At 37.1% G+C, this 15358-nt stretch carries 8 protein-coding genes; 4 read left to right on the forward strand and 4 right to left on the reverse strand.

The genetic code is table 11. From position 1 onward, the window contains the following. Window positions 1–522 precede the first annotated feature (522 nt). Complete coding sequence (locus ACP6PL_RS20720; protein ID WP_426547168.1) at window positions 523–5931, reverse strand: trifunctional serine/threonine-protein kinase/ATP-binding protein/sensor histidine kinase; 5409 nt, start codon at window positions 5929–5931, stop codon at window positions 523–525. A gap of 449 nt (window positions 5932–6380) precedes the next feature. Next, entirely contained in the window at window positions 6381–7442 is a 1062-nt protein-coding gene (locus ACP6PL_RS20725; protein ID WP_426547169.1) for a WG repeat-containing protein, read from the reverse strand. 634 nt (window positions 7443–8076) lie between these two features. Between ACP6PL_RS20725 and ACP6PL_RS20730 the strand changes: the two genes are divergently transcribed. Together ACP6PL_RS20730 and ACP6PL_RS20735 are read left to right on the forward strand one after the other, a co-directional pair. Further along, window positions 8077–8490 carry a hypothetical protein gene (locus ACP6PL_RS20730; RefSeq protein ID WP_426547170.1) on the forward strand — a complete coding sequence of 138 codons (414 nt, stop codon included), beginning with the start codon at window positions 8077–8079 and terminating at the stop codon, window positions 8488–8490. Window positions 8491–9962: 1472 nt separating this feature from the next. Continuing rightward, the gene (locus tag ACP6PL_RS20735) at window positions 9963–10616 is read left to right on the forward strand and encodes a PEP-CTERM sorting domain-containing protein (protein WP_426547171.1); all 654 of its coding nucleotides are present in this window, start codon (window positions 9963–9965) and stop codon (window positions 10614–10616) included. 136 nt (window positions 10617–10752) lie between these two features. Here the strand turns inward: ACP6PL_RS20735 and ACP6PL_RS20740 are convergent, their stop codons facing one another. Further along, window positions 10753–12165 carry a (Fe-S)-binding protein gene (locus ACP6PL_RS20740; protein WP_426547172.1) on the reverse strand — a complete coding sequence of 471 codons (1413 nt, stop codon included), beginning with the start codon at window positions 12163–12165 and terminating at the stop codon, window positions 10753–10755. Window positions 12166–12448: 283 nt separating this feature from the next. Here ACP6PL_RS20740 and ACP6PL_RS20745 point away from each other — a divergent pair, with 283 nt between their 5' ends. Both ACP6PL_RS20745 and ACP6PL_RS20750 read left to right on the forward strand, forming a co-directional pair. Continuing rightward, window positions 12449–14428, forward strand: coding sequence for a CHRD domain-containing protein (locus ACP6PL_RS20745; protein WP_426547173.1), 1980 nt, complete (start codon window positions 12449–12451; stop codon window positions 14426–14428). Window positions 14429–14892: 464 nt separating this feature from the next. After that, a complete protein-coding gene (locus tag ACP6PL_RS20750) occupies window positions 14893–15096 on the forward strand; it encodes a hypothetical protein (protein ID WP_426547174.1) in 204 nt (67 codons plus the stop codon). 23 nt (window positions 15097–15119) lie between these two features. On the opposite strand, the gene ACP6PL_RS20755 is transcribed toward ACP6PL_RS20750, so the two are convergent. Continuing rightward, the gene (locus ACP6PL_RS20755) at window positions 15120–15269 is read right to left on the reverse strand and encodes a hypothetical protein (RefSeq protein WP_426547175.1); all 150 of its coding nucleotides are present in this window, start codon (window positions 15267–15269) and stop codon (window positions 15120–15122) included. Window positions 15270–15358: the final 89 nt, after the last annotated feature.

Consider the following 15358-nt stretch of genomic DNA (forward strand, 5'->3'; position numbering starts at 1 on the left):
CCTTTCAACTGAGTAATTGCTATTGCTAATATAGTGGCTTTTTTGAGCCATTAATGGCCGTAATTTTTCGACCTTAGTTTTTAAGGTATCACAATTTTTAAAAGGGTTTTAGTATCAACTGTTACCAGTTGTTAATTAAAAATAAAGCTAATAAACTATTGATAGAAATTAATGATTTATATATAATTATAAACATAAAATCAAATTAAATTGATTGGAAATTGAGATATGTTTTTTCTTTTAAAACCCTCTTATTGCTAGATAAAGTTTTCAAAAGTTGTTACTAATCAAGGTTTATTCTGTTGATAACTTGCAAGTTAAATATACAATAACTCTAGTCTTGAGTTTTTGCTCCTATGGTAGAAAAAAATACTAAGTATATTCAGTCTCGTTGTTGTACTAACTACGCTTATAGAACCCATTTGGGATCTATGATTATTTGGGGCGCGGTTAGCACAACTATAGAACTCATTTGAGATCTATTGAAAAAGAGAGGGGGAGATGGGGAGCAAGTTCTCAGCCTTAACTTAAGGGTAAAGAAATGAGAAATTTTGTGCCTTTGCCTAATTCGGAGATACAATTGATTTTGCCTTGGTGTTTTTCTTCGATAATTTGCTGGGAGATTGCCATCCCCAAACCTGTTCCTTTACCAACTACTTTAGTTGTAAATCCCTGCTCGAATATTCGAGAACTCACCTCGGGACTCATTCCCTTACCATTGTCAGTAATTCCCACAAAGGCAATGTTTTGCTCAGGGTTGAATTCCGTACTAATATTAATGCGATTGTTATTGGCTTCTATTTCCGCATAGGTTTTTCCTTCACTGGTTTCATCTAAGACATCTATTGCATTCGCCAAAATATTCATCAAGACTTGGTTTAACTGTCCTGGATAACACTTTATCTTGGGTAAGTCCCCATACTCTTTAATCACGTCAATCCCAGGGCGGTGTTCGTTGGCTTTGAGGCGATATTTCAAGATTAAGAGAGTGCTATCAATACCATCCTGCAAGTTAAATTCAGTTTTAGTCTCGGTATCGGTGCGGGAAAAGGTGCGCAAGGAGATACTAATCTCACCGATGCGCTTGACTCCTTCTTTCATGGAGACAATAGTTTTGGGTAAATCCTCCCTTAGAAAATCAAGTTCTAGTTCCTCTATTTCCTCAGTGAGTTCGCGACTGGGGTGCGGCAGTTCGGCCTGATACCGCTCGATAATGGCAAAGATATCCCCTAGATACTCTTGGAGCATATTGACATTGCCACCCATAAAACCGAGGGGGTTATTAATTTCGTGAGCGACTCCCGCCATCAGATTTCCTAATGTCGCCATTTTTTCTGTTTGCACCAATTGCAATTGTGCTTGTTGTAGTTCTGTGAGTGCTCGTTGTGCCTGTTGATACAAGCGAGCATTTTCCAGGGAAATGGCAGCTTGAGAACAGAGGAAGTTGAGGATTTCCAGGCGATAACTGGTAAAGGCTCCCGCTACTTGATTGTTTTCGAGGTATAGTATGCCGATGAGTTGACCGCGATCTATAAGTGGAGCGCACCAAATTGACTGTGGTTGGTGTTGTTGGATATAAGCATCCCCTGCATAAGTAGGATTGTTACTGGCGTGATCGAGAACTAAAGATTGATAAGTCCGTTGAACTGTGTTAATGATGGTGAGAGGAATATCTGGGCTTTCTTCCACAGAAATTGTCTTCATCGTTTCCAGCTCTCCCTGAGTCATTTTCGCTTCTAACATTAATGTTTGCTCATGCAAGAGCATCAAAGCTACGGTTTCAGCTCCGGCGTTTTCCATGACTGTTTGGATTAAATTAGCAATGGCGCAGTCAAGGTCGATTTCTTGTGAGAGAGTGCGCGAGGCTTTCATTAAAGAGGCTAAATCTAACATTTCTCCTGAACCAGTGGTGGTGTTGGTGAGCGTCCCCCTACTCAGACTTGTCATGGTGGTACTGGAACTGAGACTGATTTGATGTCGTTCCCAACTGGGTTTCAGGAGTTGGGGATAGCGTTTTTCCAGGTCGTCAATTTTGGCTTTGGCTCCCCAGTGAGCATAACCGTAATAGGCTTCCTGCATATAGGTGCAAGCGATTTTGGGTTTGCCCCAGTCAAGGTAGAATTTAGCAGCTAGTTCGTTAGCGAGGGCTTCTTCATATTCATACTGGTTAGTTTGAGCTGTAGTTATGGCTTGTTCATATAAATCAATTGCTTCAATTTTTTGTCCGTTTAATCGCGCTTTTTCTGCTTGTATGATTAGACATTTATGGAGAATATTTTCAGGACAATAATTTTGCCAAGTATTTAACTTTTCTTCCAGAGGAATAAGTTTTTCTAAATGGAATTGATAGTCTTTTTCCTCCTTGCTCATTTCAGCTAAACTTATATGCATTAATGCTACATAAAACACACTGGAAGGAACTTTTGCATGGCTAGAAATAGTATTTTCAATTATGTCTAGTTTAGTAGTTAAGTTAGGATAAGAAACTGTATCATTAAATAAGTAAGCATGGCGAATTTTAACAGAATAAAACCAAGCGAGATGGTAAGGAGTATTGCTATATTTCTGTAAATACTCAGATTCGCTGAAATCATCGTCATCAAAGGTGAAAATTGTTTTGGTTAAACCCAGAAGATTACGAATTGGTTGAACAACTCCAACAATTAAAGCATCCAAATTTTCTAAGCTTTTAATGTAACGAAGAAAATCTGCATGGGTTTGAACGATAGCATACAAATCACTTAAATTTTTACCATAGGTAAGGCGATCTGAACCACTTAACATCATCATAAAGCCTACTGTGAGCCAGTTTCCTGCTTCCATACTATACTTATAGGCATTTTCGTAGTAAGCATCTGCTTCTCGAATCGGGCGACTCCAGCTATGGACATCCGCAGCAAACAGAAAATTAGTCATACCCCGCACATCAGCACTATCAAATTGTTCGCACAGTTGTACAGCCATATCTCCAAATTGATAAGCTGTAGTAGCATCTTTGAGCATGGCATTGGCAATTAAACCATAACCCACATAACCAAAGGGAGACATATCACTGTTACCATGTTCTAAAGACAAAGTTGTCATCTTCGCCATGGCTAGAAATGCTAAGGTAGTTTGACCATCAAACCATGCAGCGTATAAGAGAATTTGTAAAATCCGCAGCATTTCTGCGATGTTTTCATCTTCCATTTTAAGAAGATTGAGAATGGATTCCACTGTCTGCTGCTCTAGAAATCTGGTAACTTTAGCAATTTCCGCATCTAGACTAGCTTGAATTAGTTTTTGATCTGTCGGAATTTTCCAGCCAAGTAGGAGTAGACTTTGGCGTTGAATAGCGATCGCTTCAGCATTTCTCCCCTGAAGCTGATACTGAGTCATTTGTACCCGATAAATTACCGCTTTATCCAAAGCAGTTTGAGCATGGTTTAGTGCTTCGGCATAGAGGATTTCAGCTTGAGCAAAATTTCCACAAAGATATGCCGCCTCTGAGCCATAACGGTGCAAACTGTAAATTAATTCATAGTAACTGTCCCAAGCGGTTGTGGATAATAAATCAATACCAATAGTACAATAATCTTGAGCTACTTGGTAAGCTGCGGAGAGCTTTGCCTTTTTTCCCGCTTGCAGATTTAAATAAGCCAATTGTTGTTTTTCTTCTGGACTAGATATGACTGCTTTCCCAAGATTCAACTGGTTGACTAAGGCAAAAATTCGCTCTGATTGTTGATGAGGTGATAATTCTTGTAATAACAATTGCCCAATTTTCAAGTGTGTTAATTGCTTTTGATTTTCTGGAATCAATGAATAGGCAGCTTGTTGAACTCGGTCATGTAAAAAACGATATTGTACATTTTTATTAACTTTAGTATTATCGCTTACTTTGTCCAGGCTCAGATAGAATTTATAAATCTCATTTTGTGGCAAAATTAATCCTGAGTGTAAAGCTTTCCACAAACTATCTGCTGTATCTTCTTCCGACTGCTCATAAACTACTGCCAAAGTTTGTAAATCAAACTGATTACCAATACAAGCAGCCAGTTTCAACACCTGTTGAGTCTCTTGAGGTAACTTTTGCAACCGCCCGGCCATAAACTCCACCACATCATCTGTAAGCGCCCGTTGCCTCACTTGGGAAATATCACACTCCCAATGCCCAATTTCAAAATTAAACTGAATCAATTCATCCCCATACAAACCCAGCAGAAACTGAGTAGTGAAAAAGGGATTTCCCTTGGTCTTCTGATACACCAACTCTGTTAACGGTTGAGCCACTTCTCTATTACAGCTCAGGGTATCCGCCACTAAACGATTAATATTTCTCTCAGACAAAGGCACTAAAGTAATAGTGTTAATCGTGGCTTGTGCTTTCGCCATTTCATCAAGGGTTAACATTAACGGATGGGCAGGAAATACCTCATTATCCCGATATGCCCCAATCATCAGCAAATAGGAATTGGAGGCTTCACTCATCAACAGTTTCATCAAATTTAGAGAAGCCGAATCTGCCCACTGTAAATCATCAAGGAAAATTACTAAAGGATGGTCTTTTGTGGTGAAAACTTGAATAAACTTGCCAAACAGCAAATTAAAACGATTTTGGGCAGCACTCCCTGATAATTCTGCTACAGAAGCTTGCTTGCCAATGATTTTCTCTAATTCTGGAATGACTTCAATAATGACTTGTCCATTTTCTCCCACTGCATCAAGTATTTTACTTTTCCATTGCTGTAGCTGAGTATCGCTTTCAGTTAATATTTGCCGCATTAAATCCCGCAGAGATTGCACTAATGCAGAAAAAGGGATGTTGCGATTAAACTGGTCAAATTTCCCTTTGATGAAATAACCCCTTTGCCTCACAATGGGTTTGTGAACTTCGTTGACAATGGCGGTTTTTCCAATCCCAGAGAAACCTGCTACCAACATTAGCTCAGTTTTACCCTCTACCACTCGTTTCTCCTGCGGAGACGCTACGCGAAGAAATGCTGCTAATAACTGTTGCACTTCTGCTTCTCTGCCGTAGAGTTTTTCGGGGATCAGGAAGCGATTGCACAAATCCTGCTCTCCCAACGCGAACGGCTTAATCTTTCCGGTTTCTTGCCATTGCGCGAGGCATTTTTCTAAGTCACGTTTTAGACCCAAAGCACTCTGGTAGCGGTCTTCCGCATTTTTTGCCATCAGTTTCATAACAATATCGACCAGAGGAGTCGGGAGTTGGGAAGGGGGTGGGAAGGAAGGGGCTTTTGTCAGGTGACAGTGAACCAGTTCTAAAGGATCGTCACTGGTAAACGGCAGTTCTCTCGTGAGAAGTTCGTAAAATGTGACTCCGAGGGAATAAAAATCGCTGCGATAGTCTATCCCTCGATTCATCCTTCCGGTTTGTTCGGGGGATAAATAAGCGAGAGTCCCTTCCAAAACATTCGGAGTTTGAATGCTTGCCATTTCTTTCGGTAATAGGGTAGAAATACTGAAATCAATCAGTTTGACTTCTTGAGTTTCAGGATTAATCAGTATATTTGCGGGTTTAATATCTTTATGAATAATTTGATGCTGGTGCAATTGGTAGAGAATTTCGGTGATTTGAATGGCGATATCAAGAAATTGGGGAATGTCTTTTGTCTGAGGTTGGTTATGTTGATAATATTCACCTAAAGAAATGCCACCAAAGTCTTCCATAATCAAGGCATAACCATTCTGATAACGTTCTAGAGCTAATGGTCTGACAATACCTTCGAGCTGGAGATTTCTGGCAATGGTATATTGATTACGAAACTGGACTAATTCGTGAAAGGAAGGAAGCTTATTGCGCATCAGTTTAATGATGACTGGTTGAGCATCTGCTTGAGTTTGTCCGCAATAGACAACAGTGCGTTCGCTCTCATGGATCAGCTCGCCGATTTCGTAATGGCTTAAGGATGTTATAGTTAAGCTCATGGTCAGTTGCTCCAAACACTTTGGAATAATTTTATTTTCCATTATAAGGCTAAAATCTGAAACAATTGTTAAGTATTGGCTCAAATTAACAATCAGGATTTAGGCAGTATCAATATATAGAACCAATTTGGTATCTTTGCAAAGATGGGGGTTTTTGGCAAAGGAGTCAGGAGTCAGAATTCAGGAGATCGAGAGTAGAAAAATGCCCCCATATTCACCATCTCGTCATCTCCCCTACTCCCCATCTATATTTTAAATAGATTCCAAATCGGTTCTATATATGGGCAAGTTAGAGTTAATGAGGTACAAAGTTTGAGAACTTTAGGGAATAGGCAATAGAAATTAGGGTGTTGTTGATTTTAGCTATGAAATTCGTAAATTTATAATGTGTAAATCAAACCTATTTCCCCTATTTAAAGTAAAGTTGTCAGTACATATAATCTGACTTTTTACTTTTTACTTCCGTTCCAGACAAACCTACCAATTTGATCTATGTAACCCTTTTTGTCTTCTACCCACGCTTCTGCAATACCATTAGAAAAGGCAAAAGCATTATCAAACTCAGGCTCAATAATCATCTCATTGGCAGCATTAATATAGCCATATTTGTCATCGATCCTAACTTCTGCTAGACCTTCAGAGAAGTTGCCAGCAAAATCATACTCCGGTTGAATAACTCTCTTGCCTGAAACATCTATATAGCCATACTTATCATCAATTTTAACTGCTGCTAAACCTTCAGAAAAATTTTGACTAAATTCAAACTTTGCTGTAATAACTTCCCTACCAGTTTTGTCAATATACCCCCAGCGATCGCCAATTTTAATTCTCGCTAAACCATTAATAAAATCTCCAGCAAAATCATATTTGGTCTCAATTACTACATCTCCACTACGATCTATATATCCATATTCATAAGCAGCACCAATCCTTACAGCAGCTAATCCGTCAACAAAGAAACCACGACCAGTTTGCCCGCCATATTCTGGCTTAATTACTATTTTGCCAGTTTGATCGATATAACCCCACTTACCATCAATTGTCACTCGTGCTAACCCTTCGGAAAAATAGACCGCATCTTCAAACTGCGGTTGAATTACCATTTCTCCATTCTTGTTAATATAACCCCATCTCTGACCTACCTTTTTGGCTGATGCTAATCCTTGGGAAAAAGGTGTAACAGAATCAAATTCTACTTTGATAACTATTTCTCCTTTTTCGTTAATATAACCCCACCTTTCTCCAATTTTTACCGCCGCTAATCCTTCTGAGAAATCTTTTACCTGATCAAATCTTGGTCGAATCAAGATTTTGCCCGTCTTATTGATATACCCATATTTTCCGTTTTGCTTGATCGGAAATAATTTTCTTTGTTCTTTTTTTTTGACGGGAGATGCAGTGGATGTTGGTGATGGGGGTGGGTCAATTAATTCCTGAATTTCCTTGACAGTGTTACAGGATGTTGTACCTAAAACAGTTAGACTTATCAATAAAAATAGACAGTGCTTCATTTTGTAAAATTTTCCTCAAATTTCCAACTAACAAATTATCTCAGGACTTAGCTATAAGAAACCCAAAAAATTGGCTTGAGATTACTTTCCTGACGGAATGCTATGGAAACACTATCCCTCGTAATAACAGAAATATGTTATATAGCACTACCCAAATAGGGGGCGGACATTTATAAATGCTCAAACCCAGTGAGGGAATACTTCTGACTTGCTCGTAGCACTATATTGCCTGAGTCTTCTCATGTCTTATTAGTTCGACTAGGTTAAATCTTCTCATCTTTGGGCCATTTATTATTCTTTATATCTATTGCCAGAGAATAAGCAAATCTTCCAGGAAAATTGGACTTTATTAGTCAAAAGTCTTGATTTTCTTCCTAGATGACAGCTAGCCAACTTTTTTGGTCTTTAACATTTCTAACTCTTGATTTTTATCAAAACTTCATAAATCGGCAATCGCTGACAATTTCTTGTAAGTCTTATCTGAAGATTGATACAAACGTTTACAATTGTATTTATTCGGTTGGAAATTATCAAGATTTGGTAAAGTTGACCTAAATCTATAGACAAACCTATCACAGTTGTGTCAATTTATAAATATTTAATACCAACCCTTAGATATTAAAAAAATACTTTCGTGAAAATTGTTAACAAACTACTTTTAATCACTTTTGGAACTGCTCTTGTTGCCTTATCTGTAGGAACACCAACAGTAGCTCAAACCAAATTTCAGCCTATTGAAACTCATTCAGAAGCTTATACTTTCTGTGACTTTAATAATGGATTGCCTGAAGGGTTAGGATTTTTTCCTGAGCAAAGTAAAAATTATAATATTAGTGATCCTGATCACAGCAATTTTGTCTTTAACAATAGTATAAATCAATTAATTATTACTTTAGCCTCAAAACCATCGAGTATCAATAACATATTAAATTTTAGAATTGATACAGACAAAATTATTAATAGCTTTTTGGTATTTAATTGTTTGATAGTGATAACACTTTGTGTGTTGGAGGTATTGTTAATTGTTGATCAAGAGTGGTCAAATTGATGCAAATAAGTGTGTGGGTTTTGAAATCCCCTGTTTAGGCTAATTTATAACAAGTAGTTTCAATACTTTTTCTCGTAGGTAGGTATATCGTTAAGATTTATCTGAAAAAAAGGAAAGCGATCGCCCTCCTTCTCTTCATACTTGGGTAGCATCTACTATTTTATTTTCTTTGTAACTTTACTGCCCAAATAGAATAATCTGATAATTCCATTGGGTGCATTAAAGTCATTATACCGTTTCACTGAATTCTGAATTTAGAATGCCATATTTGATAGGCTAAAAACTTTGACATGCACAACAGTTTCAGGCAATTCTTTGACATTTAAAGTTTGAAACTATTTTTGACATCCTTAAAATCAATTGGTATTAGTTACTACTGTCAGGGCTGTTACTGTACCTCATATCATGTCCGGTTAATTCGGTATAAAAAAAATTTTCATCTTCATCCAAGAGCGAATGTTTCTAAATTCTCTTCCCTCCTGACTCCTGATATCATGTCCGCTGGTATCGTTTGTGTAAAAGCTGGGGAAATATCTACCATCTTTAAGGTTTTTCCTTCTCTTAAAGCTTCTTCCTTCTTCCTTACCGAAATATTGTGGTTTAAAGCCTCCCCTTGGATAGGGGATAATAAATAAAAATTTTCCTCTTCGTCAATCCTCTTCTTTTCAAGGAGAGGTAATTCTAAATTCTTAATTCTAAATTCTTAATTCTTGAACTTCGTGCTTACAATACCGATGCTACCGGACATAATATCACGGGCAACGGGAAGCATTGTATTATGAATTCTCACCCTTCACCACAACATAACTCCAGATGGGCATTGTCTACCAAAAGTTTTTATTAACCAGTCGAATGACAAAAAGATCGAAAGAATTAATCTTGAATATATGTCTTAAAATTTTATAAAATCTTTATATTTTATCTTTAATCTTTACTAATTCTTCATAAACTGGCGATCGCTGACAATTTGTTGTAAATCTTACTACAAAATCAATACAACCGTTTTATAACTGTATTTATTCGGTTGTAATTTATGAAGATTCAGTAAAGTTGACCTCAATCCTCTAGACAAACCCATTGAACTTCTGTCATCTTATTGGTGGCTTAATTAAAAGCGATTAGCAATCAGCAATCAGTCTGATTATTTTTTTAACCTGCAAGAAGGGGATTTCAACCCCTCCTAAACCATCCTACGCAATAGTTGTAGGGAATTTTTAGCCCTAGCTGCTAAAAGCTGATAGCTATTTAAACAACCGTATACTTAACATTGAAACAATGAAATAGGTTGATACCTAAGAATTTTATTGATCTTTGTTTTTAAGTTTCGTCAACAGTATTATACCAATTTGAAAAATGGCTGCTATAGCATAATCCTTACCTGGCAAGGATTTACAGGCACTCATTTGTAACATTTTTTGATTGAACTGGTATTGCTCGCCTATAAAACCCCTTAATTTAGGAGAAATACTTCCATGAAAACAGCAAAAAAATTACTTATGACTGCAGTTGGAACTGCTCTTGTTGTCTTTTCCCCAGGAAAAGCAGAAGCTGCTAAACTTATATTTACTGCACAAGGAGAGGATTCAGGAATTGAAAACGCAAAGGAACGAAACAAATTCTTTAAATTAAACTATCAAGAAGGTCCTGATAACGTTTATATTGAGAAATTTGTTTTTGATTTGTCACCAGATCCCAATGCTATATTTGACTTTAGCAATGGAAATCCTGGAGGATCGGGATTTCCTTTTCAAGTCAGTCAAAATAGTGATATTACTGATGATGATATTAAGAATTACTTCCTTAGCGATGATCTACAACAATTAACTGTTAAGTTTAAAGATGGAGCATTTTCTGTCAGTGAGGTATTAAAGTTTGGAGTTGATACAGACGGAATTGCTGGAGGTGGAAAAGTTGATGACGGAGGTGATTTTGGTATTGCAGATATTGCTTTCAGAGTAACGTTAAGCAATGGTACTAAGGGTAAGGGATTTTTTGACAAAAAAGATCCCTTAAAATCTGTAGCAATTCTATATATTGCTGATCCTCAACCTGTTCCTGAACCTACTACAGTTTTAGGTTTATTTGCAATCAGCGGTTTGGGTGCTTTTTCTCTCAAACGTCAATAAAATTTATCCAACAACAAAGAAAAGCGATCGCAATATTGATATAAGCTGATAGTACATCCGATAATATCCGCTACTTTATTTTTCAAAAGAAATAGAGCGATCGCTTTCCTTACTCTTCATACTTAGATAAAATCTGCTATTTTCTTTGTAACTTCACTCCCCGAATAGAATAATCTAATAATTCCATTGGGTGCATTAAAGTCATTTTCTTACCTTGCAACTCTAAATGCTTTTTAATTTGCAAAGAGCATCCAGGATTAGCAGAAGCAATTAATTCTGCACCTGTATTCAATAAATTTTCTACTTTTTGTTGCCCTAATTCTTCAGCTACTTCCGGTTGCAACATATTATAAATTCCCGCACTTCCACAACATAAAGCTGCATCTATCGGTTCGCGCAACTTTACTCCAGGAATTTGTTGTAATAATTTTCTTGGTTCCAAACTAATTTTTTGACCGTGCAATAAATGACAAGCATCTTGATAAACTATAGTCAATTCTTCATCTTCAGTTAAAGGAGAAAGTTTAGTTATTAATCCCACATTTGCTAAGAATTCTTGCACGTCTTTAACTTGACTAGAAAATTCTTTTGCCTTCTCACAATATTCAGAATCATCTTGGAGAATATGGCCGTATTCTTTCAGAGTATGACCACAACCAGCAGCGTTAATAATAACTGCATCAACCCCAGTATTGGCAAAACTATCTATCATTTGTTTTGCTAAAGTATGAGCTTGTTCTGTTTGTCCTTGATGTTCTGGCAAAGCAGCACAACAACCTTGACTTTGAGGAATCACAACTTCGCAACCATTGGCGGTTAAAACTCGAATTGTTGCCATATTAACAGGGGAGAAAAATATTCTTTGAACACAACCTAAAATTAAACCTACTCGATAACGTTTTTCTCCTTGAGCAGGAATAATTGTTGGATAATTACTCTCGAAAGAATCAACATTAATTTCTGGAAGAATAGACTCCATTGCTGCTAATCTAGGAGAGATTTTTTCGAGCAATTTACTACTACGAATAAGTTTGTTAAATCCTAATTTTTGATAAACGAATAGAGGAATAAGTAAAGGTCGTAATCTATTAGGATAAGGAAACAAATTAAATATGAGATTACGAATCAATTTGTCAGGTAATGAACGGTCAATATTTCGTTCTACTTGCGGACGAGTTGCAGCGATTAATTTGTCATATTGAACTCCAGATGGGCAAGTAGTTACACAGGCAAGACAACCTAAGCAAGTATCAAAATGTTCAGAAGTTGTTTCATTTAAAGATGCTTCTCCTTTCTTAATAGCATCCATAGCATAAATTCTACCCCTGGGAGAATCCATTTCTTTACCTATTACCCGATAACTAGGACAAGTTGATAAACAAAATCCACAGTGAACACAGGTATCAATTAATTCTTGATCGGGTGGATTTTGAGAGTCAAAACTAGGGTTGTCTACCAAAGAGTTTAAATGTGGATTTTGCTGTAAAAAGTTGCTATCTTTGGCTGGAATTGTGGGATTATTTTGGGAATTTATGTCTTTGAGCTGCATATTTTTATATTGAAAATTTTTCAAACCTAAATTTCATAGATAATATTATACATTAATTTCTCTATCAATCAATAATTGAAGTAGGAAAGAATCTCAACCACTAAAGTTTGACATATTGTCATACTAAAGAGTTAATAAATAAAATAAGATTAATAAATTGATAACTTAAAGTTCCCTGAAATAATCTTGCTCCATAACTTAAGCAGGACTTACATAAGTTTTTGCTATAGTTTAATTATGCTAGCCTAATATTGAACTAATACAGAAATTGCAGAGGTTTATAATGGCTACTTATTCATTTGATAACTTCTTGGGACTTTCTTTACCAATCTCAGAATTACAGGAAGTTCCACCTATAGCAGATGGTCCAGCTACAGGAAGTTTCGATGCTTTTTTACCTGGTAATATATTACTGGTAGAAGGAGATTTTGAGCAACTATCAAGTCCTCTAATTCCTTTAGGAGAAGCAGACTCAGAGGGAAATCCTCAAAGTCCGATTCATATTCATCAAGCTCCAGCAGGTGAAAATGGAGGCATTATTCGTAACTTAAGTGTATTTGAAATTGACGATAATTCTGGTACATTTAATGGTGCTTTTACTCTCACGGATGCAGAAACAGAAGCAGCAGAAGCAGATGAGTTGTATATAAACCTCCACACAGAAAATAATCAAAGTGGAGAACTACGGGGACAGGTAATTTTTTTAGATGATGTACAAGCATCACTTGGCATTGGGTTGCCCATGTCAGAACTGTTTGAAGTACCGCCAGTAGTAGATACCCCTGCTGAAGGAATAGTAAATGCGATTCTGACTGGTAATAACCTAACAATACAAGGAACTTTTTCAGATTTATCGAGCGATTTGTTTTCGGTGGGAGATACAGACTCAGAAGGAAATCCTCAAAGTTCTGTTCATCTGCATCAGGGATTAGCTAATTCTACTGGTGGAATTGTTCGCAACTTTAACGTCATTGATAATGGTGATGGATCGGGGGGATTTATTGGCAGCTTTACTTTGAGTGATGATGAAGTGGTAGCTGCGGAGTCAGGTAATTTTTATGTTAACCTGCACACAGAAAATAATCCGAGTGGTGAGTTGCGCACCCAAGTTCTCCTCAATGAGACAGATCCAACTGATGATACTTTAGTAACATTCTTACCAATATCAGAAGCTCAAGAAGTCGATCCAGTACTAGATACTGACGCTGACGGAACTTTTTATGCAGTTCTCTCTGGCAATAATCTCAATATATCTGGCGGTTTTTTAGATCTGTCGAGCGATTTATTTAATGTTGGACCAGAAGACTCAGAAGGAAATCCTCAAAGTTCCGTTCACCTTCATGTAGGCGGACTTGGTGAGAATGGTGATATTTTACGCAACTTGACTGTAGTTGAAATTGATGATAGTTCTGGTTTCTTCACTGGTAATTTTACTTTGGATGATACTGAAGTTGCCGCAGTAGAATCAGGAGGAGTTTATATTAACCTGCACACAGAAAATAATCCGAGTGGTGAGTTGCGCGGACAGGTTGTGTTGGAAAATTTTGATACTGTCATTCCTCAAGAAGATGTAGTTTTTAACGGAGATAACCGGGATAACAATATTTTCGGTGGTTTTGGTAACGATGAAATAGTTGGTTTTGCTGGAGACGATCAATTAAATGGACTCGCAGGTAATGACCGGGTTATTGGTGCTGGTGGTAATGATAATCTGATTGGTGGTGATGGTAATGATAACCTGATTGGTGGTAGGGGAAATGATACTTTATTAGGTCAGAATGGTAATGATGTTTTACAAGGTCGTCTAGGGTTCGATATATTACTTGGAGGAAGCGGTAATGATACTCTCAGCGGTGGTCAAGGTCGCGATCGCCTCAATGGTGGCTCTGGAGACGATGAATTGACTGGTGGAGCAAGTATAGACCGATTTATCTTTAACACCAATGAAGAGTTTGATTCTGAGGATCTAGGTACAGACGTAATTACTGATTTTAATAGTGGACAAGATTTAATTTTACTTGATTTGGATACTTTTACTGCTCTAGATAGTTCTCCTGGTATTGGTTTATCTGAAGATGATTTTGAAATTGTCTCCAGTGAGGATGATGCTGCAACTGCTGAAGCTGAGATTGTTTACAACTCTGTGAGTGGAGCGTTATATTATAATCCCAACGGTACTGAAGATGGTTTTGGTATTGGGGGTGAATTTGTCAATTTAGGTGGTAGTACAGATTTAGTAGCTAGTGATTTTCAAGTTAGGTAGAAATTAACACCGCTATTTAAAGAAGTGGTCAGAATATAATAAAAGGTGTTAACCTACATATACATATATACACCTTTTTTTACCCGGATTTGGTATCACTTCGTTCTGGCTTACATTTAAATTCCAGCAACAAAAGAATGAGGATTAAGTCCCTATATCAATGGAACAGGAACAAGTAGTTTTTGGGTTATTATTGACACAAATATTTTAGTGTCTGCTGCGGTAGCTGATGATAAATCGGAAACAGGAATTAATTCTATAAACAGTTATTGTTTCGGTTTCTTTGTTCTATGATTTATATGATGTCCGGTTGAATAGTTATAATTAAAGCTTGTAGTAGGGCTTTAGCCCGAACTTTAGATATGGCTAAAGCCCTACTACAAACAAAAACTTTTTTCTCACTGATTATCCGAACATCAGATTATTTATAAATGATTATTGTTTGTCTAGAAGAAGACTGAGTTATGAAACAAATTACTTTAACCCCCGCACCAGAAAAGTTGTTAGAAAAGTTACTAAATACTGGCAAATATAACACAGCTCAAGTGGCGATCGCTAGAGCATTTCAGTTATTAGCAGAAGAGGATGATGATATTAAATTACCATCTTATTTTCAAGGTACTGAATCTGCCAAAAAGTTATTAAAGGAAAAGGTGAAAAAGTATTGAGAGGAAATAGAAAAAAATAAGAATCAACCTATCGATCCAGAAAAAGCAAGGTTAGCAGCGCCCTGAGTCATTCCGTGTAGGGGCGATTCGCGAATCGCCCCTACAGTCTGTTCGATTGATGGATGGGAATCCCGCGCTTCTCCCAGAGCAGCGTCTGATTGAACACTCGTCATTGCGACGATAGGAAGCAATCTCCTAGAACCCTGAGATTGCTTCCTTCCACGGTGTTACCGTTGCAATGACCTGGGTATAGTAATTATTC

Source organism: Dapis purpurea BLCC-M126 (assembly GCF_050015975.1).
Lineage (GTDB): Bacteria > Cyanobacteriota > Cyanobacteriia > Cyanobacteriales > Microcoleaceae > Trichodesmium.

Excerpts from the sequence above, each read along its gene's own strand:
- ACP6PL_RS20720 (WP_426547168.1), bottom strand. The coding sequence starts at position 5,931 with ATGAGCTTAACTATAACATCCTTAAGCCATTACGAAATCGGCGAGCTG.
- ACP6PL_RS20745 (WP_426547173.1), top strand. The coding sequence starts at position 12,449 with ATGGCTACTTATTCATTTGATAACTTCTTGGGACTTTCTTTACCAATC.
- ACP6PL_RS20725 (WP_426547169.1), bottom strand. The coding sequence starts at position 7,442 with ATGAAGCACTGTCTATTTTTATTGATAAGTCTAACTGTTTTAGGTACA.
- ACP6PL_RS20755 (WP_426547175.1), bottom strand. The coding sequence starts at position 15,269 with ATGACGAGTGTTCAATCAGACGCTGCTCTGGGAGAAGCGCGGGATTCC.
- ACP6PL_RS20740 (WP_426547172.1), bottom strand. The coding sequence starts at position 12,165 with ATGCAGCTCAAAGACATAAATTCCCAAAATAATCCCACAATTCCAGCC.
- ACP6PL_RS20750 (WP_426547174.1), top strand. The coding sequence starts at position 14,893 with ATGAAACAAATTACTTTAACCCCCGCACCAGAAAAGTTGTTAGAAAAG.
- ACP6PL_RS20735 (WP_426547171.1), top strand. The coding sequence starts at position 9,963 with ATGAAAACAGCAAAAAAATTACTTATGACTGCAGTTGGAACTGCTCTT.